This window comes from Algorimicrobium echini, assembly GCF_900115185.1.
GTDB classification, from domain to species: Bacteria; Bacteroidota; Bacteroidia; order Flavobacteriales; family Flavobacteriaceae; genus Algorimicrobium; species Algorimicrobium echini.
In genome coordinates this window covers 128,556-153,902 of the sequence record NZ_FOVN01000004.1, presented here as the reverse complement: position 1 = coordinate 153,902, position 25,347 = coordinate 128,556, and the positions used below count along the sequence as shown (strand labels likewise).

Annotated in this window: 23 protein-coding genes; 6 read left to right on the top strand and 17 right to left on the bottom strand. The window is 34.0% G+C overall.

Going from position 1 to position 25,347, the window contains the following annotated elements:
• The 14 genes from BM239_RS10755 to mnmE form a co-directional block, all read right to left on the bottom strand.
• Complete coding sequence (locus BM239_RS10755) at positions 1–735, bottom strand: hypothetical protein (protein ID WP_092208438.1); 735 nt, start codon at positions 733–735, stop codon at positions 1–3.
• 9 nt (positions 736–744) lie between these two features.
• On the bottom strand, positions 745–2,856 hold the full coding sequence (locus BM239_RS10750; protein WP_092208436.1) for a Piwi domain-containing protein: 2,112 nt from the start codon (positions 2,854–2,856) through the stop codon (positions 745–747).
• Between the two features lie 17 nt (positions 2,857–2,873).
• Positions 2,874–3,791 (bottom strand): Abi family protein, encoded by a 918-nt coding sequence (locus BM239_RS10745; RefSeq protein WP_092208434.1) that lies wholly within the window; start codon positions 3,789–3,791, stop codon positions 2,874–2,876.
• Positions 3,792–4,013: 222 nt separating this feature from the next.
• Entirely contained in the window at positions 4,014–4,337 is a 324-nt protein-coding gene (locus BM239_RS10740) for a hypothetical protein (RefSeq protein WP_092208432.1), read from the bottom strand.
• A 3-nt stretch (positions 4,338–4,340) separates the two neighbouring features.
• The gene (locus BM239_RS10735) at positions 4,341–7,601 is read right to left on the bottom strand and encodes an Eco57I restriction-modification methylase domain-containing protein (RefSeq protein WP_092208430.1); all 3,261 of its coding nucleotides are present in this window, start codon (positions 7,599–7,601) and stop codon (positions 4,341–4,343) included.
• Positions 7,602–7,931 (bottom strand): helix-turn-helix domain-containing protein, encoded by a 330-nt coding sequence (locus tag BM239_RS10730; protein ID WP_245758231.1) that lies wholly within the window; start codon positions 7,929–7,931, stop codon positions 7,602–7,604. It abuts the gene before it with no gap.
• Between the two features lie 131 nt (positions 7,932–8,062).
• Positions 8,063–9,814 carry a DUF3987 domain-containing protein gene (locus tag BM239_RS10725; protein ID WP_092208426.1) on the bottom strand — a complete coding sequence of 584 codons (1,752 nt, stop codon included), beginning with the start codon at positions 9,812–9,814 and terminating at the stop codon, positions 8,063–8,065.
• Positions 9,811–10,719, bottom strand: coding sequence for a BT4734/BF3469 family protein (locus BM239_RS10720; protein WP_092208424.1), 909 nt, complete (start codon positions 10,717–10,719; stop codon positions 9,811–9,813). Before BM239_RS10720 ends, BM239_RS10725 begins: the two co-directional genes overlap by 4 nt.
• Positions 10,706–11,002, bottom strand: a complete 297-nt coding sequence (locus tag BM239_RS10715) for a helix-turn-helix domain-containing protein (protein ID WP_092208422.1) — start codon at positions 11,000–11,002, stop codon at positions 10,706–10,708. Before BM239_RS10715 ends, BM239_RS10720 begins: the two co-directional genes overlap by 14 nt.
• Positions 10,999–11,301, bottom strand: coding sequence for a helix-turn-helix domain-containing protein (locus tag BM239_RS10710; RefSeq protein WP_092208420.1), 303 nt, complete (start codon positions 11,299–11,301; stop codon positions 10,999–11,001). Before BM239_RS10710 ends, BM239_RS10715 begins: the two co-directional genes overlap by 4 nt.
• Before the next feature lie 157 nt (positions 11,302–11,458).
• A complete protein-coding gene (locus BM239_RS10705; RefSeq protein ID WP_092208418.1) occupies positions 11,459–12,409 on the bottom strand; it encodes a DUF6617 family protein in 951 nt (316 codons plus the stop codon).
• On the bottom strand, positions 12,409–13,503 hold the full coding sequence (locus tag BM239_RS10700; protein ID WP_092208416.1) for a site-specific integrase: 1,095 nt from the start codon (positions 13,501–13,503) through the stop codon (positions 12,409–12,411). Before BM239_RS10700 ends, BM239_RS10705 begins: the two co-directional genes overlap by 1 nt.
• 6 nt (positions 13,504–13,509) lie before the next feature.
• On the bottom strand, positions 13,510–13,962 hold the full coding sequence (locus tag BM239_RS10695) for a helix-turn-helix domain-containing protein (RefSeq protein ID WP_245758230.1): 453 nt from the start codon (positions 13,960–13,962) through the stop codon (positions 13,510–13,512).
• Positions 13,963–14,092: 130 nt separating this feature from the next.
• On the bottom strand, positions 14,093–15,484 hold the full coding sequence (gene mnmE / locus BM239_RS10690; protein WP_092208414.1) for a tRNA uridine-5-carboxymethylaminomethyl(34) synthesis GTPase MnmE: 1,392 nt from the start codon (positions 15,482–15,484) through the stop codon (positions 14,093–14,095).
• Positions 15,485–15,596: 112 nt separating this feature from the next.
• Between mnmE and BM239_RS10685 the strand changes: the two genes are divergently transcribed.
• The gene (locus BM239_RS10685) at positions 15,597–16,724 is read left to right on the top strand and encodes a TlpA disulfide reductase family protein (protein WP_092208412.1); all 1,128 of its coding nucleotides are present in this window, start codon (positions 15,597–15,599) and stop codon (positions 16,722–16,724) included.
• A 54-nt stretch (positions 16,725–16,778) separates the two neighbouring features.
• Here the strand turns inward: BM239_RS10685 and BM239_RS10680 are convergent, their stop codons facing one another.
• A complete protein-coding gene (locus tag BM239_RS10680) occupies positions 16,779–17,429 on the bottom strand; it encodes a rhomboid family intramembrane serine protease (RefSeq protein WP_092208410.1) in 651 nt (216 codons plus the stop codon).
• A gap of 62 nt (positions 17,430–17,491) precedes the next feature.
• Between BM239_RS10680 and BM239_RS10675 the strand changes: the two genes are divergently transcribed.
• Positions 17,492–18,385 carry a lysophospholipid acyltransferase family protein gene (locus tag BM239_RS10675; RefSeq protein WP_092208408.1) on the top strand — a complete coding sequence of 298 codons (894 nt, stop codon included), beginning with the start codon at positions 17,492–17,494 and terminating at the stop codon, positions 18,383–18,385.
• A gap of 6 nt (positions 18,386–18,391) precedes the next feature.
• Here the strand turns inward: BM239_RS10675 and BM239_RS10670 are convergent, their stop codons facing one another.
• Both BM239_RS10670 and glmM read right to left on the bottom strand, forming a co-directional pair.
• The gene (locus tag BM239_RS10670) at positions 18,392–19,906 is read right to left on the bottom strand and encodes an aminotransferase class V-fold PLP-dependent enzyme (protein ID WP_092208406.1); all 1,515 of its coding nucleotides are present in this window, start codon (positions 19,904–19,906) and stop codon (positions 18,392–18,394) included.
• Between the two features lie 25 nt (positions 19,907–19,931).
• Positions 19,932–21,320 (bottom strand): phosphoglucosamine mutase, encoded by a 1,389-nt coding sequence (glmM, locus tag BM239_RS10665; RefSeq protein WP_092208404.1) that lies wholly within the window; start codon positions 21,318–21,320, stop codon positions 19,932–19,934.
• A gap of 73 nt (positions 21,321–21,393) precedes the next feature.
• Between glmM and BM239_RS10660 the strand changes: the two genes are divergently transcribed.
• The 4 genes from BM239_RS10660 to BM239_RS10645 are packed head-to-tail and all read left to right on the top strand — an operon-like array spanning position 21,394 to position 25,332.
• Positions 21,394–21,993, top strand: coding sequence for an acyl carrier protein phosphodiesterase (locus BM239_RS10660; protein WP_092208402.1), 600 nt, complete (start codon positions 21,394–21,396; stop codon positions 21,991–21,993).
• Between the two features lie 3 nt (positions 21,994–21,996).
• A complete protein-coding gene (ggt, locus tag BM239_RS10655) occupies positions 21,997–23,700 on the top strand; it encodes a gamma-glutamyltransferase (RefSeq protein ID WP_177209029.1) in 1,704 nt (567 codons plus the stop codon).
• A gap of 12 nt (positions 23,701–23,712) precedes the next feature.
• Positions 23,713–24,612 carry an ATP-grasp domain-containing protein gene (locus BM239_RS10650; protein ID WP_092208400.1) on the top strand — a complete coding sequence of 300 codons (900 nt, stop codon included), beginning with the start codon at positions 23,713–23,715 and terminating at the stop codon, positions 24,610–24,612.
• Between the two features lie 6 nt (positions 24,613–24,618).
• Positions 24,619–25,332 carry a hypothetical protein gene (locus BM239_RS10645; protein ID WP_092208398.1) on the top strand — a complete coding sequence of 238 codons (714 nt, stop codon included), beginning with the start codon at positions 24,619–24,621 and terminating at the stop codon, positions 25,330–25,332.
• Positions 25,333–25,347 lie beyond the last annotated feature (15 nt).

Sequence of the window (25,347 nt, the reverse complement as noted above, 5' to 3'; positions counted from 1 at the left end):
TTATTTTACTTCGTTTAAAGGCATTTCTTTACTGCCTATTTTATCTAATAGACTTTCAATGTTATTTACTATCTCTTTAAAGAATTTTGGATTATCAAGTACTATTTCAAATCTATTTTGTGAAGAGACATACTGTTTTAAAGTAAACTTACCTTTGCTAAAACTCTTAATGTTATTGAACTTTTTATCACTATTATTGACGGTATCGTTGTTTTTAATTATACCCTTATGATGAACAACTAAATTACGGACTTGTCTAAAATTATCGATAAAACTCCATTCAGGATTGAGTATCGAAAAATCAACTTTAGCTGACTGCTTTAAGAACTTCTTTACCTTATCAATATCATTATTACCTTTTAAGTCATCTACTCTGTAGTCTGTTTGTTTATAAGATGCAAACCTGTCGCAACCACGCTTTAAAACATCTTCAAAAAAAGAATACAGTTGTATGATTTGAGCGTTTCTATAATTTTTGATGTAAACATCATTAAACATAAAAACATTGTCAATAAAGGAATCCTGTATGTGGTCTAAATATTCCTCGGAATATTCTGATTTATCAACCTCTTTGGATTTTTGAAAATTATCATACTCAACCTCTATATTTTTCAATTCCATTTCAAAATGAGTTTCCATATGATTCATATAATCTTCAATTAAATGAAACTCAAAATGGATAAAACCAAATCCCATTATAGATGCAAGTGTTTCTTTTCTTCTTAATCTTGACATATCATTATTTTATAAAAACCATAACGCATCTTTAGCATCGTCTGGAACACCATTATTAAATCGTGGTGCTATTTGTGCTACCATTTCTGGGTATTTTATGGTAATAGGTACATTTTGTTGTCGAAGTGATTTCCAATACAATCTGCTAAATTGATATACCTGTGTTAATAACTCTAAAACCACGTCTGCATCTTCAAAAGCATCTTCATCTGGACTGCTTACCTTAATTTTTATTGGAAACGGATAACCATCTGTATCTGCATATCGCTGTGAATTAGGATAACGTGCATTATTAAACAGTAGGAATTGATTTTCGCTAATACGTATGTATGTGCCACTTACAGGCATTAACTTTTTACCCCAATTGAGGTCGTAAGCAATAATATCTTCTGCTTCTGTTTTATTGATATTTAAAATGTAAAGAGGAATTTTCAACCCTAATGTATGCATCCCTCTTATAATAGGTTTTAGTTCCTCGTAGCTCATTTCCTTATAAAAGTGAATGACTACTTTATCTGCTTCAGCAACCGATGTAAAATCTCTAATGGCTTTACATATACTTCCTGCCAATAGGTCTGTTTCGCTTTGGTCAAAATATTCGAACTTTCTAAATAAACCATTGTTTTGAAAACTAAAGGCACTTGCTATATACCGTCTGTTTTCGCCTTGATTGGTAAATGCACCAACACCAATTACTAATTCTTTTTTATCGGTTACTGCGAGTTTCCAAGGTGCACCACCTAATTTGGCGTGAATAGCTAATGCCATATTTTGTAATGTGAATTGGAAGTTGTATTGATTTTCGATATTAACCACCATTTTTTCATAATCAACAACCTGTGTAACAATGCCTTCATTTAAAAAGAGTTCTTTGATTTGAATATAGATGTCTCGGTCTTCGGGATTTGGTGTAAACTTATCGAAAGGACTTAAATAGAACGCTGCATAACGTACATTATCGTGGTCGAAGGTTAAGCTCTCTAACTTTTCAACTATTTCTGGAATTGGGTCGCTTTCATTGGTAAACTCAATAAAATGTTCTTTAGACGTTGAAGCCTTAATGTTTACATAAGCCTCAATCCCTTTAAAATACTTTTTATCCGCAGTAACACCAGCTTTAAGATTGTTGTAAAAGGTTTTAATTGCTTCTTTATGTGAGGTATGGTACACAAAGAAAAACTTAATGTTTTGGTTGTTTGGTCTTTTGTAAGGGTTGAGGTTATTCATTGCCAATTTAGGCACTAAATGGGTTTTCTTGTTACCGTATTGGTCTTTACCAAATTCTAATAATCCTACTTGTGGGTCGATATGGTTGATACGATTGAGTGGCACATCAATAAACGCATCAGTCTTAAACGGAAATATGGCTTTGAAATCTTCTGTAAATAGATAATTGGTAGCGAAATTATTAATAAGTGCTACGTACTTTTGGTATTTGTTGGCTGGCCTTACAGGTTCCTCAATAGGAATATCTAATGCCCGTGCTAATGGCAAATTAAAAATTGGGTATGCTTGCTCAAACTGAATAGTATTGTAAAATTCTTCTTTTTCCTCTGTGTCGAGGTCCATTTGGTAATTGAACGTTTTTTGACCATATACACAACGCCTTATTAACTCTGAATCCTCAATATCCTTAACCGACGTTGTAAGGACTTTTGATGTACCATCGTAAGAGACAATTAACTCTGGTAGGTCTGTGAGTTTTGCAAACTGTATTTTAAATGAAAATTTGTAGTAGAGGTTATAGTCTGTTGTATTCCCCTTTTTTGATGGCATCCACACTTGTACATCACCAACGAAGTTTTTTACTACTATATAGTCTTTAGATTTAAAATAGCTTCTTAATTGGTGTTTAAGGAATTGCTTGTATATTCTTAATTCTCTACCATCTACTAAATTTAGCTTAATACTTGGTGCATTGGGTATTTCTGTTGTAAATGTTGTAAATATTTGGTCTGTGTTAGATAAGTCTGCATCTGGAAACACCTCTTTAATCTGCCTTGAAAATTTAGATTTATGGATGGGGTGGCTACCTTCAATTTCTTCTAAAGTTAAATAAATGGTAGGCGCACTATTAGGCCATTTAAAGTTGAGTATGTTAGTTTTGAGGTGTTCTTGCATTGGTATTCGTATTTAAATTATTGCCATAAAGGTTCTTTTTGCCAATTAAGTTTCATTCCCAATGCATTTGGGTCTACATTAGGATATTTTATAAATAAATCATTTAAACGGGTTGTAAATTGGTTGTTAGGCTGTATGGTATTTAATAGATATTTCATTAAACACATATGTACATACAGCTTACTAAACTCGTGCTGTTTTGGTACATTATCTATATCTGTAATCCAAGGATTAGGTGGTTTTGGCAACAGCTTTACCGTACCTGGAAGATTACGATTCCATAGACGTGAGTGATGCGCACAAAAGTTGCGTATCTGTGCAATAGATTGCAACCAACTTGGTAAATAGGTATGATTAACTGCACCAAATTCTTGGGCAATACTATCTTTAGAATTAACCTTATGTGTTAAATTACCATATAGTTTTGATAAGTTACCGAAACTTACTTGCTCTAAACACTTCCAAGATGGTGGAAACCTTAAATCGTCTTTATGTTTTTTAAAATGGTTTTTAATAGTTATGTCCTTGCTTCTTGCTCTGGTGATTTCTTCTTCAATTTTTGCAAGTGTTCGTGTAAACTGTAATCTATCAATAAAAATCTCTGAATTGCAGAACCACCAAGGGTCAATTTCGTGTGAAAGATTATAAATGAGTTTGGTTCGTAAACTAATTTCTATTTTTTCAATGACATCAAATAATAATAAGCGTAATTCTGCATCAAAATTATATAATGCTATTACGTCTTTAAATCTGCTATTAGGTTTAAAGGTGTGATTTTCTTTATCTTCTTGCATTACATACCAATATTCACCGAGACGGTAGTAACTTATATTAGCCAAGTATTTTTCTGCCAATGGCACATTAGAGATTTGCAAACCTCTTTTTTGTAATTGAGCAATCTGTTGTTGTATGGTAGTTGGCTTTTTGCTAAACATTGAAGGTTGTATTATTGTTTAACAAAAGGAAGGTATATAAAGCAAAAGACACACCCTGGGACGCTGTTCTAATGGGTAGCGTGGTGTGTACTGTTACTGCAAAAGTACAAACTTTATACCATATTTTACTACTTTTTACCATATTTTTTGTTTTTACTATCTGTTTATGAGATTGCTTCGTTGCTCTCGCAATGACCTTTCGACTGCGCTCAAGGCAGACTTTTATTTGAATTGCTCTGTTATTTTTAATCCTTTTTCAATAACTAAACTTAAATCATTACTGTTATTGGTTTGTGCATTTAATGAGCTTAAAATTTTTAAACTCTCTTCCGTTTTATAGTCAATGGATTGTTTAAAAAACACTTCAATAGCTTGTTCTATTCTGCTTTTTAAAGTTTTAAGTTCCTTTTGTGGATTACCCTTTTCTTCTGCTCTTTTAAGCGCATAGTATTCTCCCTTTGAAGGTCTTTTAATTCTTTTATCCAATTTGTATGCTCTATTTAGAAATGCCTCTAAACGCATTGCTTTCATTTCTTCTGTTGTCATATTTTAACTGTTTTCTATAATATCTCGTTCTTCTTCTGTTAAGCCATATAAATCGTACACCATATTATCTATTGTTTTTTCTGTTTGGGTAATTTGGGTTTGTAACTCTTGGGCTTTTTTCTTGTTGTCTTCAAATAGCTCTAACCACTCAAACTCGTCTTTTTTGGTCAATGGTGTACCACCTGCTTTTTTAATGGCCTTATTGAGTTCTTTTATAAAGTCTGAAAAGTCTAATTCGTGCCAGTTTTCGAGTTTTTTATTAACGGAAATATTATTTTGGCTTAAAACAAAATTTATAAACTTTCTTTTCTGGTCATTAAAACTTGAATAAGTATCCAAAACTAACGTAACAGCACTATTTAAATCTTTTGACTCAAAATTTTCTGGTAATGGAATGTTTAAAATATACTGGCTTTTCAATCTTAAATAACCTCCTCTTGCTTTTACACATACAGAATTAAGATATACTTCTATAAGTTTTGAATTTAGAATACCTAACACACTTTTAGAATTAGTTGGTAATCCGAAACAAGTCATATCGATTAAAACATCCTTTGCTATAGTAAAGTTTACTGCACTCGATATATCAGGATAAACAATGTATTCTTCACGAAAAGGAAAATTTAATTTAATCTGTTGGTATTCATACCACTTTTTAGTTCCTTTTTCTATGCCTTTATCAATAATAGCTCTATTAGATAATTTGTCCTTATCTTTTTCAAGAAAGCTTATAACCTCTCTATGATTATTAAAATCTTCTATTAATGCTAAAACTTGATTTTCTGATTGTTCATATGGAAACACAATCTTGTTTGCTGTATCAATTGGATTGTATTTTTTCACCTCTCTTCCAACTAAATATTCTTTTAATAAAACAGAGTTTTTAATTTCTTCGGGAACTTCTTCTTTGTTCATTATATAAGAAGTATTAGAACCAGTTTTGATGCCAACTTGAGGTTTATCAATTACTTCAGATAATTTTTTATTTTCATCTTCTATTTTTCTTATTAAAGAGAACAATTTATTATCCAAAGAACCTGTTGACCAAGAACCTAATCTTTTAAAGATTTCAGATTGTATCACCTCGATTGAATTTTGAAAGTTATTCTCAACTTCTTGATAATTTTCTTCCGATACTACAAGTAATTTAGACTCTGATTTATTAGAATTAATTTTTTCTTTATCAAAAAGTATAATCGATGGATAAGCAACTATCCCACTAAAGACATCTAAATCCCTAAAATCAATAAATGAATTAATTCTACTATTATTCTGTAAGTATTCAATTAAAGGCTTACCATATTTTGTTTTGGTGTACTTGCTTGATACAATAAAACCACACTTTCCATTTTCTTTTAAGTTCACTAATGACTTTTCAAAGAAAAAAACATATAAGTCTGATTTACCTGTAAACACTTCATATCTTTTCTCAAGATATTTTTTTGATTCAGTATCTATAAACTCATTTCTTACATAGGGTGGATTGCCAATAATTACATCAAAACCACCTTTATCAAATATCTGTGGAAATTCTTGTTGCCAGTTAAAGGCTTTATCTCCTGCAACAGTTTTGCTATCTATTAAAGAGTTACCACATTTTATATTGTTGCTTAAATCGTTGAGTTTTCGTCGTGGTTGTGCAGTGCGTAACCATAAGGATAGTTTGGCAATTTCTACAGATTCTTCATTGAGGTCCACACCATAAATATTGTTTTCTAAAATGGTGTTTTCTATATCGCTTAATATGAAGCCACCACCCAATACTTTTGCTTTTAGCTCATCGATGTAACGGTGTTCTTTAATCAAAAAATCTAACGCTTGGTTTAAGAATGCTCCAGAGCCACAAGCTGGGTCGCAAATGGTTATTTGCAGTAACCACGCTCTGTAATTATCTAAAACTTCTAATAGTTGTTTTTTGGTGTTTTGGTGTGTCCCTTTTTTTATCTCGAAATAGGCTTCTTCCTTAAAACCTAATTGGTCTTTTTTCTCTTGGCAAAGTTTACCAACGGTATTTTCTACAATGTATTTGGTAATGTATTTTGGTGTGTAGAACACGCCATCTTTTTTGCGCTTGCTCTTTTGCTTATCGAACTCGCCACCTTCAATTTCGGCATTAACGCTTTCTATTTCGTTAAGTGAGTTTTCAAAGATGTGCCCTAAAATATTGACATCTACTTGAGAGCTAAAATCGTATTTAGCGAGTTTATAAGTGTGTTTGTACAGCAAATCATCATCAATCTCCAAACTATCTATAATGGCATCCGGTTTAAACAATCCGCCATTGTAGGCATAGATTTCTGCTCTTGAGGTTGTGCCTTTTCTGCCTTCATCCAAGAAATGAAAGTATTGTTTAAAGAGATTATATAATGGGCGTTCGTCACCAAAATCGATGTCGGCTTTCCACTTATCTAATATCTGTATGGTTGAATTTGGTGGTAATAGGTCTCTATCTTCGGCAAAGAAAATGAACAGAAAACGGTCTATGAGTTTCTGTGATTTTTTGAATAGGGATAATTTTACGTTTTTTTCGAGTGCTTTATTCTCATTCGCGTTGTTCTCTTCAAGAGATTGCCGCGCTTCGCTCGCAATGACAGCATCCATTTTAATGCGTTTGGCGTTGCGTTTTACGAGGTCTCTAAAGAGTTCGCGTTTAAATACGGAATAGTCGTTGTAAAACTGTTTGGTAATCTTGTCTTCTTCAACTAAAGACGCTTCTTTAATGGTTAGCGGTAGATTGTTAAGAATGTTATCCTTTTGTAAGCATAGGTACATTAAAGCAAATTCTTCGGGCGCTAACTGAAAGAGATTAAACTCTAAAAACTCGGTAGCATCGTTGATGTAAAATCGCAACTTCTCAAAATTGGACGTAATAACATACACACAGCCTTTTTGATTGGCTTTATAATCGAACGCCTGTTTACGGATGCTTTCTAAATCTTTGGTATTTGTACCTTTTAATTCTATGACACCAATAGCGTTTCCTTTGCTTAAAATAGCGCCATCTGCTTTTCCTGCTCCTTTTTGGTTCTTAAACTCGGTAGTGATATTAAAATCAGGCTTTGGATTTAGGATATACCCCAAGACATTTACAAATAGTTCGTCCAGAAACTTTGCCTGGTACTGTTCTTCTTTAGAGTTTTTAATATTCTCTTGAATGGTAGCATTATGAAAATACTTGGTATATTTTTTATAGGCACGCTCTACTACTGAATTATCTTGTTGCGCCAGATATGTTTTTATTACTGATGTTTGAAATAATGCCATTTAAAGCTGCTGTTTTTTGTTGGTTAAGTTCTTAATTTCTTCTTCTACTTTTTTGAGGATTTCCGTACTGTTGGATTCATCTTTAAGCATATTGACAATCTTATCGGCCATCCAGACGTTTAGCAACTCGTTTTTGTTTTCCTTTAAAGCGATTGCAAGTGCTTCTACTTGCTCCTTTCGAGCTATGCGTGTACCACGTTCAATTTTACTTAATAAGGCGGTATCGATATGCATTTGTGAAGCGACTTCTCTTAATAATAATTGCTTCTGTTCTCGTAATTTCCTTATATGTTCACCAAATGTCATTTTAGAGGTATTTTGACTTGTCAATATTTGTCTAATTTAAGAAAAGGAAACCAAAGGAAAGTAAAAAGATATAAACAGTTATTAACAGGTAATGAGGATATTAAGGATTTGAGGAAGTCCTTTTAATCATATCCTTAAATCCTTAAAATCCTTAACTATGTCTTTGCAGGATTTGAATAGTTGTTGTGCGCTTCTCTATGTATTAAAGCTGCTTCGACAAATTTAGTAATATAACCTTCTGCGGTTTTGTGTGGGATGCTCTGCTTTGTGGCTAAATCTAAATACTCTTGCCTGCTAAATTGCTTTGGTAAACTTTCTAAAAAGCGTTCTTTTCTATTTGAACGTTTTGTTACTTTATGCTCTATTGGTAAGTCGTTAAATACTTTACTACTGTGTTTTACTAAAATTGAAATTATGGTTAATGCATTTTCAAAATCTATATCCTCACATTCTTTAGTTGCATTAACATCACCATCTTCCATAATGCGGAATGCTGTGAAAAGCATCATTACTCTAAAAGCAATTAAGCCTAATCGCCTTATTGTTGCGATGTACTCTTCAGTTTGTAGGTTGATGTATTTGGTCTGTAAGGATTCAAAAAAGGCATTGAATTGCTGTTGTTGAGTTGTGGTTAACCTTATTTCAATCTCTGGGTTGTTTTTTAGCGTTTTGTACAATTCTAAAAACTCACTACCTAATTTGTTATAGTAATCATCTAAACCTACTTTATTGCTATTTTGAAACACGTTTTTCCAAGTTGGTTTTATATTCATATAGTAAAACATAAAGCGACTAAATAATCCGTTCTCTGCATTGGGTATTAAGGTTGCCACTTGTTTAGGTGTACCTGATAATACAGTTGACAAGCACGGTTTCTCAATATCTACATATTCTCTATCGGTTCTACGATAATAGCTTATTGTTTCGTGATGAAAGGCTTTACGAAATCCATCGGAATAATTGCCATAATCGCTTTTAAAGGCTTGTGCTAACGTATCGCCTTCTGTTTCAAAAATTAAACCTCTGCCTTTATTATCAGAAATTAATTGATATACGCCTGTTACACTATTGTTAGCAGGAATGAACAGCATTCGCTCTGGCGGTTTACTCGGTTTTTCCAAGTTTTCATCTTTTCCTTTGTTCATATTATAGGTAGCGGTTTCTACTTGAAATTGCTGTTTTAATACTTTGGCTTGTTCTCGTTTTAATTTATGAACAGGCTCTACCAAATTTTTAATTTGGTTAAGTCTTCCTTTACCTGCAGATGCAGGTGCGGTTACAAATAGATATAAATTACAAAATACTTTACGTTGGTCATAGATTCCGAAGAGTTTGGGAAAACACGCACTAAATGCTGTTAATGCACCTAATAGTAAAATATCTTTTTCTTCTTGACCACTTGCAGGATTTACAACTTGTTGTAAAAACTGTGGCAAATTCTCATATAGCGTTTCTGGTATTGTAGGCATTGATTGGTTGGGTGTATCGACAACAGTTACAACGTTTGTTGCAGCTTCGTTGTTATACTGTTGTTTAGTCGGTTTAATACCTGACTGATGTGTATAGTGATAAAAGGTAGCAATTGTAATTCCGTGTCCTTTTGCGTTTAAGCATTTATCGAATTGTGCATCACACTCTTTAGCATCGTAACCTGCATAATTTTTACTTATTCGGTGGAAATAATCTCTTCCTGTTTCTCCATATTCTTCTGCTAAAGCAAAGCCTAAATCTCTCCAAGTGGCATAACTTCCTGTTATGTCTGTACCTGATTGCTCGATTGCTGAAATGTAGGATTCAATGTCTGTATCAGCAACAGCAACAACATTGGTTGTTGCGGTGTTGCTTTTTGGTTTTATTGGCTCTTTAGGAACTTCTAACCAATCTTTTGGGTTAAATATTTTAGTCATAATACTTGATGTCTTTTATGTAGAAAGGCTGTTGGGTCGTATGGTAAAAAACAAGCTCTGGAAACGTCTTTACCTGACTGGTCAACCTCAATGTTATAATTGTGTTTAATGTAATTTGCTACTGCTGTGAAATATTCTGAATGCGATACTTCTGAAATATCTATTCTGATAATCCATTTTAGGCCATCACCAGATGGTGATACGAATAACATTTCGGTTTCGAAATATTCATCATTTAGTAATTGTGCCTTTAACTCTTGAAGATTATCCAAATGGTCGAAATCAATAGTTAATAGATTAGAATGTTGTAACAAATTACTATCGTTACGTTTTTCAAAAGTTCCTGAAAAGGTTACGTAGTCAAAGCGATTAGCTTTGAATTTACGAGCTTCTTTTACATCTGTAATTACACTTAAATCTTCGGTTATCTTTTTGTATTTATCACTTGTGATTAATGCAAATACTTGATGCAATCGTATAGTTTCCGAAGGAAACACATTGCGAACAGGTGCTTTGAAAAAGCTACAGTTTGCATACCAGGAATCGTCAGGTTCATTAAGCCATTCTAATTCGTCTTTCTCTTTTATTTCTAAATTTAAATGTAACTCTTGATTTATCTTCTGGAATAATTCTTCTTCATCGGTTATTCTGAAATGGTATTGTGCAAAATCGAATACATCACCTTTAAAGTCTTCTAATTCAGTATCTCTATGCGTTGCAATAACACCATCTATATGAACACGTAAAGTTTCTTTACCACCATTAAAAGGGTTTCGGGTTATCCCGCAGTCCCTTCCTTTTAAGGAAAGGACTGTAGTTTCAGGATAATACTGTCTTAACACATAGGCGTAAATCTTTAAACCATAATGTGTTTTGTCTAATATTGCTTCTCTACTTATTTCCATTACACTTGAAATTATGGTTGTAGTAGTTGTCTTGAAGCAATTGCTCTATGTCAGCAACTCTATAGTAAAATTTACCTTTTACTTTACTGTATGGTAAAGTATCATTGGTTCTTAAAGTTTGTAGCGTTCGCTTACTTATATGTAAGGTTTGCAATACATCTTGATTGTCTATCCACGTATCTTTTAATACTTCTGCTCTCGATTGTCGCAACAACTCGATACGCGCTTTTAAGTCCTTAATATCTTGCGAGAGCGCCAAGATTAAATCGATTATCTCCGTCATAACTTTACCGCTCCTTTCTTAATTAGGTAATCGGCAGCTTGCTGTTCGATTTCATCTTGTGAGTCCATACGGTTACGCAGTAACCAATGGTCTAACTCTTCACGTTGGAAATAAATCTTTTTGCCATTCGGTTTATAGTGTGGAATGGCTCCCGTACTTGTCAATTTGTACAAGTGTGATTGGGAAAGTTCTAAATACTTGCAAGTTTCATTAAAATTCAATACTTGCTTTTGCATCGTTTGTTGCTCTATTAAGAGTTTTTCGATACGGTCTAATTTTTCGATGATATTTGTGTCCATCGTTTATTTTGTTTTAAATAAATGAGGACATCTGGCCAAATGTCATTCTTGGTTTTCAAGAACAAGACAAAGGTTTAAAATGTAGATTTTTAAAAAATGAAGATTTTTAGGTAGTATTGAGATTACATTGAGAAATCTCAATGTTCTCAATGTTTTTTTATTGCATTTGTTTGAAAATATTATCAATAGTTTCTTTTTCTTTAAAAGTATATTGCTTACTTGAAGATAAATTTTGGGCAGTTAATTCAAAATCATTTTTAGTATAAAACTTATTAGACCTTTCAATTTCGGATAACTTTAAATTTTTAAATTGAGGTTTTAGCTTGTCAAAGATGTATCTAATTGCAGTTGTATTGGCCTCAAAATAAATATTAAAATTTAAAGAAGTAAAATCATCTGTTGTTAGAATCTCTAACAGCTGTTTTGTAGTAGTTCTATTTTCTAATAAATCTATTTTAATTTGAAGCTGTTCAAGCACTTTTAAAAGATTTGCTTTATCTTTTCCTTTAAACACAAATGAAGTTTTTGGTTTGCTTTTAGGCTTTGATGTTTTTTTAATGACTACTTTTTTAGATGTCTCAATCTTCTTTATTAAGTCTGCATTGAATTTAGTGTCATTGAAATACTTTTCAGCTATTTCGGAAATCGTAAATAATGGTGTTTCTGAAAACTGTCCGTACTGCTCTTGTAATTCAGCATATAGTCGTATCACTGATACTTTCAGGTAATTAATTATATAATCAACGTCGTCGCTTAAATCTACCGTTATATTCCTTTTACTAATGTAGCTGGCTATGTCATTTAAGTACTTATCAAATTTATTATGCAGAATCGTATAGCTGTATTTATTTTCTGCTGTTGTTGCATTCTCTGGAAAGCCTGCAATAAATGAAACAATAGTTTTTTCAGTTTCATTAAATATGCTTTTTTGGTAATACTCTTTTTTACTATTTAAAGGTCTTTTAAAATGTATTTTAAAAACCGCATTAGCTGCTAATGGATATAATTTTATTTCAGATAACAATAATTGAAATTCTCTTTCTGATCTATTGTCGCGATGTAAACCTTTAGTAATAGAAACTAAACTTGAAAATATGTTATTTTTCATTATAAATCCAATTGAATACGGTTAGCAGCATCTTTCTTTTTATCGTCGATTACTTTGGCATAAATCTGCGTTGTTCTCAATTCTTTATGACCTAATAATTTTGATACTGTATAAATATCTGTGCCTAAAGTTAATTGTAAAGTTGCATACGTATGACGTGCGCAGTGAAAAGTAATATTTTTTGTAATACCCGCTTTCATTATCCATTGTTGTAATTTCAAATTAGACCAGGCACTATAATGCAAATCTTTGAAAATTTTATCTGTCTGCTTTCCTTCTTCACCTAATAGTTCTCTTGCTTGTTCAGAAATGGGTAAAGTTTCAGCTCCTTTGGTTTTCTTTTGTCTAAAACGGATGTAGTATCCCATTTCTTTAGAATGCTGTACTTCTGACCAGACTAACTTTTCAATGTCTGACCATCTTAATCCTGTGATTGCTGAAAATATAAAAGCTTTTTTTAATAAAGGAAGTTCACATTCAGTGTTTGCTGCTCTTTGTAATTCATCAAGTGTTAAAAATTCTCGTTGAGGTTCACCTTGTTTGAAATATTCAACACCATTGGCAGGATTTACTTTTAGAATACCATCCTTAACAGCTTGTTTTAGTGCTGCTGAAAACTTACCATAGTATGAATATTTAGAGTTTTGAGATAATTTTTTTCCAGCTCTTCCCATAGCATCCTTATCTAAATACTCTTTAAACCGCTCTACAAATGATTTATCTATATCTTGAAAACTAACATCCGTTGGACAAAAGGTTTTTAAATGTTTCAACATACTATTCCAATTCCCATAATTACCTGCACTTGTGTTTTTCTTTTCTGCTAATGTTGTTATATAAGTAATAAAACTACCCTTTAATTTCTCTATATCCTTAAATCCGTAAATACCATTTTGAATTTCTATTTGTCGTTGTGCACAAATAGTTTCAGCAAGTTGCTTGGTTTTCTTATTAACATCCCTTTCCGTTTTAGTTTTAGGATTGGCAGTTAGGTATAACCTCAAATATTCTGTTTTCCTTTTTCCCTTATGATAGTAGTCTAAATACAAACTAATATTATCATTTTTTTTGCGCTGTCTTAATGTTACTTTCATAATAAATCAATTAAAGAGGTTTTCAATTTGCCAACGAGCTACTATATGCTTTCTACCAAAAGGAACTGCTTTTAAACGTCCTTGTTGTATCATCCTTTGGATGGTCCATCTACTTACACCAATGAGTTGAGAAGCCTCTGTTACGCTTAAAAAATCTTTGTTATTTACTGCATTTGGATTGTAGTCATTAACTATTTCTTTTTGCTGCTGAATAGTTTCTTCAAGAGTAGCTTGTACTTTCTCATTGCGTTTACGTGCCTTATATGCTCTTTTAGCACAAATATCACTACAGTATTTAGTAACTGTTGTTCGTGCTGTAAAGGCATTACCGCAATGCTTACAAGTTTTTGGGATGTATAAATTACTGCTCATAAATGGTGCTTTATGTAGCGTTATGGTGCAACGTGGGGCAATATGGTGCATCATTTCGCCAATCTCACTGCCAACAGATTTGGGCAACAAATCCGTATTTAAGGCAACAGATATACAACAAATTTAATGAAAAAAGAGCAAATAAGCAACAAATAAAGGAAGATAAAAACGTATAAAGTAAAGAAAAACAGGTGGTTAACAATAAAAAGAAAGATAGTTACTTCCCAATACAAAAGTTTGCAAAAATATTACCCAACAATTCATCATTGGTAACACTGCCTGTTATTAATCCGAAGTGATATAATGCCTCCCTGATATCTATCGCCATTAAATCGCTTGGTAATCCCGAATCCAAGCCATGCTTCACTTTCTGAATTTCTTCAAAAGCTTTCAATAAAGCATCATAATGCCGTGTGTTCGTAATAATGGTTTCGTTATTGCGTAAGGCTCCTGTATTAACCAAATTTAATAACGAATTGGTAAGTTCCTCAACGCCTGTACCTGCTTTAGCAGACAGTAGCTGAACGTTAGGAATCGCTCCTTGAAGTTCCACTAACGCATCAGCGTCCACAGTATCTATTTTGTTGGCTATAACCAATAATGGCTTTAATGGGTATTTATTTTTTATTTTTTCTAACTCTACCTGAAATTTAGAACCTTGAGCCTGAAATTGTCCGGCATCAAACAAGTAAATAACCACTTGAGCTTGTTCAATTTTTTCAAAGGTTTTTTTAATCCCAATGCTTTCCACCACATCTTGTGTATCACGAATACCAGCTGTATCAATAAAACGGAAGCCCATACCGCCAATACTAATTTCATCTTCAATCGTATCACGGGTAGTTCCTGCTATCTCACTAACTATAGCGCGTTCTTCATTTAATAAGGCATTCAACAAGGTAGACTTACCCACATTGGGCTCACCTACAATAGCAACGGGAATACCGTTTTTAATAACATTTCCAACGGCAAACGAATCTATCAAACGCTTTAACACAAAAGTGATGCGTTCTATCAGCTCTCGAAACTGCGTTCTATCTGCAAACTCCACATCCTCTTCTGCAAAATCCAACTCCAATTCTATAAGAGAGGCAAAGTTAAGCAGCTCTTCACGTAACTTGGCAATTTCACTGGAAAAACCACCACGCATTTGCTGCATAGCTATTTGATGTGAGGCTTTATTTTCACTAGAAATTAAATCGGCTACAGCTTCTGCTTGACTTAAATCCAGTTTACCATTTAAAAATGCACGCAAAGTAAACTCGCCTGCATCGGCCATTCTACAACCATGTCGTAAAAATAATTGAATAATTTCTTGCTGAATATAATTAGAACCATGACAAGATATTTCTACCACATGTTCACCAGTATAAGAGTTCGGGTTCTTAAAAACAGATACCAAGACCTCATCAATCTCGCGCGTATCATCAACAATATGTCCCAAATGAATGGTATGCGTTTTCTGATTAGATAGTGTTTTCGATTTTGAAACCGATTGAAAACAACTATCAGCAATCGTAATAGCATCTGCCCCAGACAGGCGAATAACAGCAATAGCACCAGCTCCTGAAGGTGTGGCTAATGCAACAATAGTATCGTTTTGATTCATGCTACAAAAGTACTAAAATCACCAGAGAAAATACACTGTTAGATATTAGCGAATTCTTAACAAATATATTTTAACATTCCATTATATTTGCACAAACTAAAAAACAGAGATAATGATAAAAAAACTCATGCTACTTGCCTTAATAATTCTTGTAGCTTCTTGTAAGAATGAGGTAACAAAAGAAGGTTATGTACTCAATGGTTTTATTGATTCGTCTGTAGATGGCAAAACAATGAGACTCCGTAACGCCGACTTAAACAACGTCACATTTGTAGATTCTACAATTATTAAAGACGGTAAAGTAACTTTTACTGGTAAAGTGGATTCTCCAGATTTATATCTTTTGAGTATTGATGGTGTTCCAGGAGGAATGCCAATTGTTTTAGAAAATGAAAATATTAGCATTCAATTTTATAAAGATAGCTTGCAGTCCTCAAAGGTAACAGGAAGTCATGAAAATGATATTTTTAAAGTCTTTAAAGATATTTCAGATCCTATCAGAGCAAAAAATCAAGCTATGGGTCAAGAGTTTATGGCAGCAAGAACCGCTGGTGACACAGCTAAAATGAAGACTATTCAAGAAGAATTTCAAAAAATTGTTGACAATGGTAATTTAGAAAACCTTGAAGCAATTAAAAAACATAACGACGTAGTAACAAGCGCAGCTATTTTAGAAAACCTAATTAAAACAAAAGGTATTGAAATGGCCAAAGCACAAGAGTTATATGATAATTTTACCGATCCCGTAAAAAACAGTCGTATTGGTAAAAGTATAAACGATTTGTTAGTAAGTGGTAAAGCTACAGCAATTGGAAGTGTTGCACCAGATTTTACAGCGCCCAATCCTGAAGGAAACATGCTAACCTTAAGTGACTTAAAAGGTAAAGTAACCATCATCGATTTTTGGGCAGCATGGTGTGGACCTTGCAGAAGAGAAAACCCAAATGTGGTTAACGTATACGAAAAGTATCATGATAAAGGTCTTGAAATTATTGGTGTATCTTTAGATGGCAACCCAAGACAAAAAGACGCTAAAGGCGAATGGTTAGCAGCTATTGAGAAAGATGGTTTAACCTGGCACCAAGTATCCAACTTACAGTATTTTAATGACCCAGTTGCCAAAAAATATAATATCCAATCTATTCCTGCAACGTTTATACTAGATGCCGACGGAAAAATAATTGCTAAAAACTTAAGAGGGCCTGAATTAGAAGCTAAAATGGCCGAGCTTTTAGACTAAAAAATTGAAATAAAATAATGAAAAGCCTCTCTATTACGAGAGGCTTTTTTGTGTTTATATCTTCCCCAATTTTTTCAAAATAAATAATAATACAATCGGAATGGCTAATAAGCCAATCATCAGTAAATTCTCTTGGAATAACCAATTAGCTAACATTAGAGTAATGACATAACCACCAATGGCGCCACCAAAATGGGCATCATGGCCAATATTTCCAACCCGATTTTTCATTCCATAAATGGAATACAATAAATACCCAATACCAAAAATATAGGCAGGAATGGGAATGGGAATAAAAAACAAGTATAAACTCATGCCTGGTTGTAGCAGTATAGCAGAATAAATAATTCCCATAACAGCACCACTGGCACCTACAGCACTATAATGGTATTCATTTTTATGAAAATAAAGTGATAATAAATTTCCTAACAGCAGGCTCCCTAAATAAACAATAAAAAACTGTAAATTTCCTAAATAGGCTATCACTACATCGGCAAAAAAGTATAACGAAAACATATTAAAAAATAAATGTGCAGTATCTACATGCAAAAAACCGGAAGTTAACATACGTATTTTCTCCCCTCTCACAATAGCACCTACATTAAATTTATAGGTTTCAAAAAAGGAGTAATCACTAAAACCCTTAAAAGAAATCAAACAATTGGCTGCAATAATTACAACAGTCACTATACTTAAATCACCCATAAATAATAAACGTTTAAAAAGAATATAACATATATTTGTAACTGCAAATCTAAAATTAATTCATGCAATTCCTTGCCTATATTCTTATTTATCCCATTTTATGGCTAGTATCCATCTTACCCTTTCGTTTACTGTATGCGTTTTCTGATGGATTATTTATTATAATCTATCACATTATTGGTTACCGAAAAAAAGTAGTTAAAGAGAATTTAAAACTAGCATTTCCAAACAAATCAGAAGCCGAATTAAACCGAATTCGAAAAAAGTTTTACCATCATTTATGTGATATGGTTATGGAATCTATAAAATCTATGACCATTTCAGAAGCTGAAATGAAAAAACGCTTTACATTTTCAAACGTAGAAGTGGTTCAAAATCTGGAAAAAGAAAATAGAAGTATTGCGCTTATGTGTGCTCATTATGGTAGTTGGGAATGGATCTTTATTCTACAAACCTATTTAAATAATAAAGGATATGCCATTTACAAACGTTTAGCCAATACCTATTTTGATAAACTAGTTAAACGTATCCGTGCGAAATACAATAGCCACCTCATTACAACCAAAGAAAGTATTCCGATACTTATGGAAACCAAGCGTCAAGGTAAAGTAACCATTTGTGGCTTTGTTTCAGATCAATCACCCAAAGCTGAAAAGGCATTTCATTGGAATAAATTTATGGGTATCACGGTTCCGGTGCATACAGGTGCCGAAATGTTAGCTAAAAAACTGGATATGTCTGTGGTTTTCTTTGGTGTAAAAAAATTAAAACGCGGTTATTATGAAACCACTTTTAAAACCCTTGCCTACAACCCAAATGAGTATCCAAATTACCAAATTACAGATAAATTCTTGGATTTAGTTGAAGAACAAATTCATGAAGCTCCCGAATACTACCTATGGACACATAAACGCTGGAAACATCGGGATAAAGTTCCTGCGGAATACCAAAATTAATCTGCCTTAATCCAATTCAAACCAGCTAGATACCATAGTTTGGACATCATCTGTATCAGAATTTACTTGAGACTTATGGACAAACTCATTAGTAGCTTTGTTGTAAGCGTAATCTGTTGCCCATTCGGCATGATTCTCTGCTAAAGCCTGTATACTTTTACACACATAATCAACTTCAGCATTGGTTGTGGTCGGGTGAATAGACATCCGAATCCAACCTGGCTTTCGGGTTAATTCTCCTAATGATATTTCTCGGGTTAATTCATGAGACATTTCATAGTCCACATGTAACAAATAATGGCCATAAGTTCCAGCACAACTACAACCGCCTCGGGTTTGAATACCAAATTTATCATTCAATAATTTAACCCCTAAATTAAAATGTAAGTTATCAATATAAAAAGAAACGACTCCCAAACGGTCTTCATGCTGACCAGCTAAAATATGTAGATTGGATATACCACCCAACGCTTTAAAAACAGTTTCTAGAATCTCGTGTTCTCGCTTTAGCATATTTTTTACACCCATTTGCTCTTTTAACTTAATGGCTAGAGCCGTTTTTATGGTTTGTAAAAAACCAGGTGTACCACCATCTTCGCGATCTTCAATATTATCAATATATTTATGTTCACCCCAAGGGTTTGTCCAACTAACGGTTCCACCACCTGGACAATCGGGAATCATATTTTTATATAATTTTTTATTAAAAATTAGGACACCTGAAGATCCTGGGCCACCTAAAAACTTGTGAGGCGAAAAGAATACAGCATCCAACGCTTTAGTCGTATCTTCTGGATGCATATCTATATCTACATAAGGTGCTGAACAAGCAAAATCTACAAAACAAACACCACCATGCTTGTGCATCATTTGTGCAATATCATGATGCGGATTTTGAATTCCTGTAACATTAGATCCACCGATAACAGAAGCAATCTTAATGGTGCAATCTTGATGTTCTATCAGTGCTTTTTCTAAATTTTCTAAACTAAACAAGCCATCTTCTCCTGGTGGAATGACAACCACTTTAGCTATAGTTTCCAACCAAGTAGTTTGATTAGAATGGTGTTCCATGTGTGAAATAAAAACTACAGGACATAAATCCTCTGGAACTACAGTATGCTTTTGCAAATTTTCTGGTACTTTCAAGCCCAAAATACGCTGGAATTTGTTCACAACACCTGTCATCCCATTACCAGAAACAATCAACACATCATCATCATTTGCGTTTACGTGCGCTTTTATAATGTGTTTGGCTTCATGATATGCTTTGGTCATAGCCGTTCCAGAAACAGTTGTTTCCGTATGTGTATTGGCAACATAAGGTCCAAAAACATCACAGATTTTCTCTTCAATTGGTCGGTATAAGCGGCCTGAAGCTGTCCAGTCCGTATAGATTATTTTTTGAGAACCAAAAGGCGATTTAAACGTTTGATCCACACCAATAATGTGCTTTCTAAATTGAGCAAAATAAGTCTCTAAATCCATTTCAACGTTTAAAGCTGTATCTGTAGTAATCATGTAAATGTTTTAAATTGCAAAAGTACTAATTATTAGCGACAGCTTCAATTTCTGCAATAATTTTATTAGCAAGCGTCTCGGCCTCCTCCTCTGATGGTGCTTCTGTATACACGCGAATAATAGGTTCGGTATTACTTTTACGTAAGTGAACCCAACTATCTTGAAAATCAATTTTTACACCATCTATAGTTGTTACCCTTTCGTGGCTATATTTAGCTTCCATAGCTTTTAAAATAGCATCTACATCCAATTCTGGTGTTAGGGCTATTTTCTTTTTACTCATAAAATAATTTGGATAACTAGCTCGTAAGGCACTAACAGACATTTTTTTATCAGCCAATAAGCTTAAAAACAACGCAACACCAACCAATGCATCCCGACCATAATGCGATTCAGGGTAAATAATACCACCATTACCTTCACCGCCAATAACGGCCTGGTTTTTCTTCATCAATTCAACAACATTCACTTCTCCAACTGCACTCGCTTCATATGTTCCGCCATGTTTTTCGGTTATATCACGTAGGGCACGTGTAGAACTCATATTGCTAACCGTGTTTCCTGGTGTTTCACCTAGCACGTAATCTGCGCAAGCTACTAATGTGTATTCTTCACCAAACATATGTCCATTTTCATCCATAAAGGCTAAACGATCTACATCAGGATCTACAACAATTCCAAAATCTGCATGCGCTTTAACAACCGCTTCAGACAAATCGGTTAAATGTTCTTTTAAAGGTTCTGGATTATGTGGAAAATGGCCTGTAGGCTCGCAATATAATTTAACGCATTCTACACCCAATCGTTCTAATAATAATGGAATAGCAATACCACCCGTAGAGTTTACACCATCAACTACTACCTTAAAATTAGCTTTTTCGATTGCAGATTTATTAACAAGTTTCAAATCTAAAACCGCATCAATATGTAAATCAATATAAGCATCATTTCGTGTTATTTTCCCCAAACTATCTACATCTGCAAAATTCATGCTATCACTTTCCGCAATGGCAAGAATTTTAGAGCCTTCCTCACCATTTAAAAATTCACCTTTATTATTTAAAAGTTTTAAGGCATTCCATTGTTTAGGATTATGACTAGCCGTTAGAATAATACCACCATCTGCGTGTTCCATAGGTACAGCAACCTCAACAGTTGGTGTTGTGGAAAGCCCTAAATCTATAACATGTATGCCTAACCCTACCAAGGTATTCATAACTAAATTCTGTATCATTTCTCCAGAAATTCGGGCATCTCGGCCAACCACAACTCGATAATCATCTTTTTTATATTGTCCTTTTAACCAAACGCCATAAGCGGAAGCAAATTTTACGGCATCAATTGGCGTTAAATTATCGCCAACTGCACCACCAATAGTTCCACGGATTCCTGATATCGATTTTATAAGTGTCATATTTTTCTATTTAATTTCAACAAATATAAGTTTTCTGTGTGTTTTCTATAGTATGAATTTGTAAATTCGAGACATGAATTTTTTAGCGCACATTTATCTTTCTAACAACTTGGATCAGGTTACCATAGGCAATTTTATAGCAGATGGTATTCGCGGGAAAAAATATAAAAAATATCCGAAAGCTATTCAAGTTGGTATCCTACTCCATCGGGAAATTGACACTTTTACAGATGCACACCCTACAGTTAGGCAGAGTACTAAAAGACTTCATAAAAATTACAGCCATTACAGTGGTGTTATTGTAGATATCCTTTACGATCATTTTTTAGCTAAAAACTGGTCGCTTTATTCCAACGAACCACTCGAAAATTATGTCCAAAATTTTTACACGTTATTACAGGATAATTATCAGCTATTACCTGAAAGAACCAAACACATGTTACCCTATATGATTTCTGGCAATTGGTTATTAAGTTATGCTGAAATTGAAGGCATTCAAAACGTTTTAGACGGCATGAATAGACGCACTAAAAACAAGTCTAAAATGAATGAAGCTACACGAGAACTCGTAAAATACTACGATGAATTTGAAGCAGAATTCACCTCTTTTTTCGAAGAATTACGATACTTTTCAAAAGAGAAACTACAATTACTTACTAATGCAATTAATTAAACTATGATCATTAAACGCTATTATTTGCTATTTACACTAGCTCTTGTTTGGTCTTGCAAAAACCAACCTGAAATACCTAAAAAAACTCAAAAACATGGACTCATTACTCAAAAAGCCATGGTTGTTTCGGCACGTGAAGAAGCCTCTAAAATTGGAAGTGCCATTTTAGAACAAGGCGGAAATGCTTTTGATGCCATGGTTGCAACCGAATTAGCACTTGCCGTTTCGTTTCCCTATGCTGGAAATATTGGAGGTGGTGGATTTATGGTGTATCGATTACAAAACGGAGAAACAGGAGCTTTGGATTATCGGGAAAAAGCACCTATGGCAGCTACCAAAGATATGTATTTGGATAGTTTAGGAAATGTAATTCCTAATAAAAGCATTGTAGGCGCCATGGCTGTTGGTGTTCCTGGTACTGTAGCTGGTGTTTTTGAAGCACATAACAGATTCGGCATGTTACCCATTGAAACCATTCTTAAACCTGTTATCGCGCTAGCGGAAACTGGCGTTGTTGTTACCAAACAACAAGCAGAGCGTTTAGCCTATTTTCAAAAAGCATTTGCTGCTGTAAACCCAAAAGGAACTGTTCTAGATGGTTTATGGCAAGAAAACGACACCATTAAATATCCTGCTTTAGCTAACACACTAAAAGCCATTATGTCCAATGGTCGGAACGAATTTTACAAAGGTGAAACCGCTAAAAAATTAGCTGCATTTATTCAAGAGCAAGGTGGTATTATTACAGAAGAAGATTTGGCACGCTATGAAGCACAATGGCGCAAACCTGTTTCATTTAATTATGATGACTTAACCATTATTTCCATGTCGCCCCCATCTAGTGGAGGTATTGCGTTAGGACAAATTATGAAAATGATCGAACCCTATAACCTTTCAGAATACGGTCATAACTCCCTTCAAGCTATTCAAGTTATTACGGAAGCCGAACGTCGTGCTTATGCTGATCGTAGTTTCTATTTAGGCGACCCTGATTTTGTTCACGTACCAACCGATTCTCTAATTAGTGCACCCTACCTCTCCCGAAGAATGGCAGATTTTTCATTTGAAAAAGCTACAAAATCTACAGATGTCATGCATGGTAGCGTGGAAATTATTGAAAGTAACGAAACGACTCACTACGCTATTATCGATCAATTTGGAAATGCCATTTCCGTAACAACCACACTAAATCATGGTTACGGCTCCAAATTATTTAGTCAGGAATTAGGCTTCTTTTTAAATAATGAAATGGACGATTTTAGCAGCAAACCAGGAGTACCAAATGCCTTTGGCTTACTAGGTGCAGAAGCCAATAGCATACTATCTGAAAAACGCATGTTGAGTTCCATGACACCGACTATTGTTGAGAAAAATGGCAAACTACTCATGAGTGTTGGTACCCCTGGAGGTTCAACCATTATTACATCGGTATTGCAAACTATTTTAAATGTTCATGAATTTGGCATGACCATGCAAGAGGCTGTTGATGCGCCACGTTTTCACCACCAATGGTATCCCGATTATATTAGAATGGAACCAGGTGTTTTTAAAGATCAACTTAAAGCTGAATTGAAAGCTAAAGGCTATACAATTAACGAAGAAAATGCACCCGTTTTAGGGAAGGTTGATGGTATTTTAGTATTGGATTCTGGCGCCTTGGAAGGTGGTGCCGATTATAGAGGTGATGACACAGCAATCGGGTTTTAAAAATTAAAACACATGAAAACTTACGACATAATCATACTAACCGACAAACGCTACTTAGAAGACTCCCAAACAAACACCTACAAGCATAACGTGTTTTATGAAGACTATCTAGTACAACAAGCTCTACAAAACGAAAATTTAACCGTTGCCCGATTAGCTTGGGACGATCCCGATTTTAACTGGTCAGACACCAAAGCAATTCTTTTTAGAACAACCTGGGATTATTTTGATCGCTTTCCAGAATTTTCAAAATGGTTAGCTATGGTCTCTACCAAAACCAAATTATTAAATTCCGAAAAACTCATCCGTTGGAATATTGATAAACATTACTTGTTGGATTTAAAATCAACTGGTATTCCTGTGGCTGAATCCTATTTTATAGAAGCTGGAACTCAAATTACTTTAGCTGAATTACACCAACAATTACAATGGAATGAAACCGTATTGAAACCCTGTGTTTCTGGTGCTGGCAGACATACTTACAAATTATCACCTGAAAACAGAGCGGATTATGAGAGTATTTTTTCTGAATTGATTCAAAATGAAAGCATGATGCTTCAACCCTTTCAACACAATATTGTAAATCAGGGAGAACTATCGCTCATTATATTTAATGGCATGTATAGTCATGCGGTTTTAAAACAAGCCAAAGCAGGCGATTTCCGTGTACAAGATGATTTCGGTGGCAGTGTAACAACCTACAATCCTAGTGAAACCGAAATAACCTTTGCTGTAAATGCAACAAAAGCTTGTCCAGAATTGCCTATTTATGCTAGAGTTGATATATTTACTGATAACGCAAACCAATTAGCAGTTTCTGAACTTGAACTTATTGAGCCTGAATTGTGGTTTAGAAATAACCATAAAGCAGCTGGAATCCTTGCTAAACAAATAGCCTTACGCCTAAAATAACTGTGTATGAAAACAAAGAAAATACTTAAAATAGTCATGGGTGTTATTATTTTCTTCACCTTACCCAGTTTACTATTTTTTGGTTTTGTTTATTTTAAATACAATGAAGACTTACCAGCTGGCCAACAAGGCCCTCAAGCAGACGCACTAGCTCATAAAATGCTACAAGCATTAAACCACGAAGCTTACTTGGAAACCAATTATATAGAATGGACGTTTAAAAACAGGCACCATTACCAATGGCAAAAGAATGAAAACACCTGTATGGTTCATTGGAAAGACTACAAAGTAGATTTAAATTTAAACAACCCGAGTTTAAGTAAAGCCTTTGTTCATAATTTTGAAGTTCAAGGCGAACAAGCTTCCGAATACATAGCTACAGCTCTTGGTTATTTTAATAATGATTCCTTTTGGCTTGTAGCACCTTACAAAATTTTCGATCCAGGAACGGAAAGACGCTTGGTAAAGTGGAACAATCAAGAAGCGCTATTGGTGACGTACACCACAGGAGGCACCACACCTGGTGATTCGTATTTATGGCTTTTAGACACAAATAACAAACCCGTAAAATTCAGGATGTGGGTAGATATCCTACCAATTGGAGGTTTAGAAGCTTCATGGAATGATTGGACAACTACCGAAAGTGGCGCCATATTACCTACCTTTCATGAAATGCTTTTTTTAGGTATTAAAATGAATGATGTTGTTGGGAAAGAATAACTGTTCAGTTTTCAG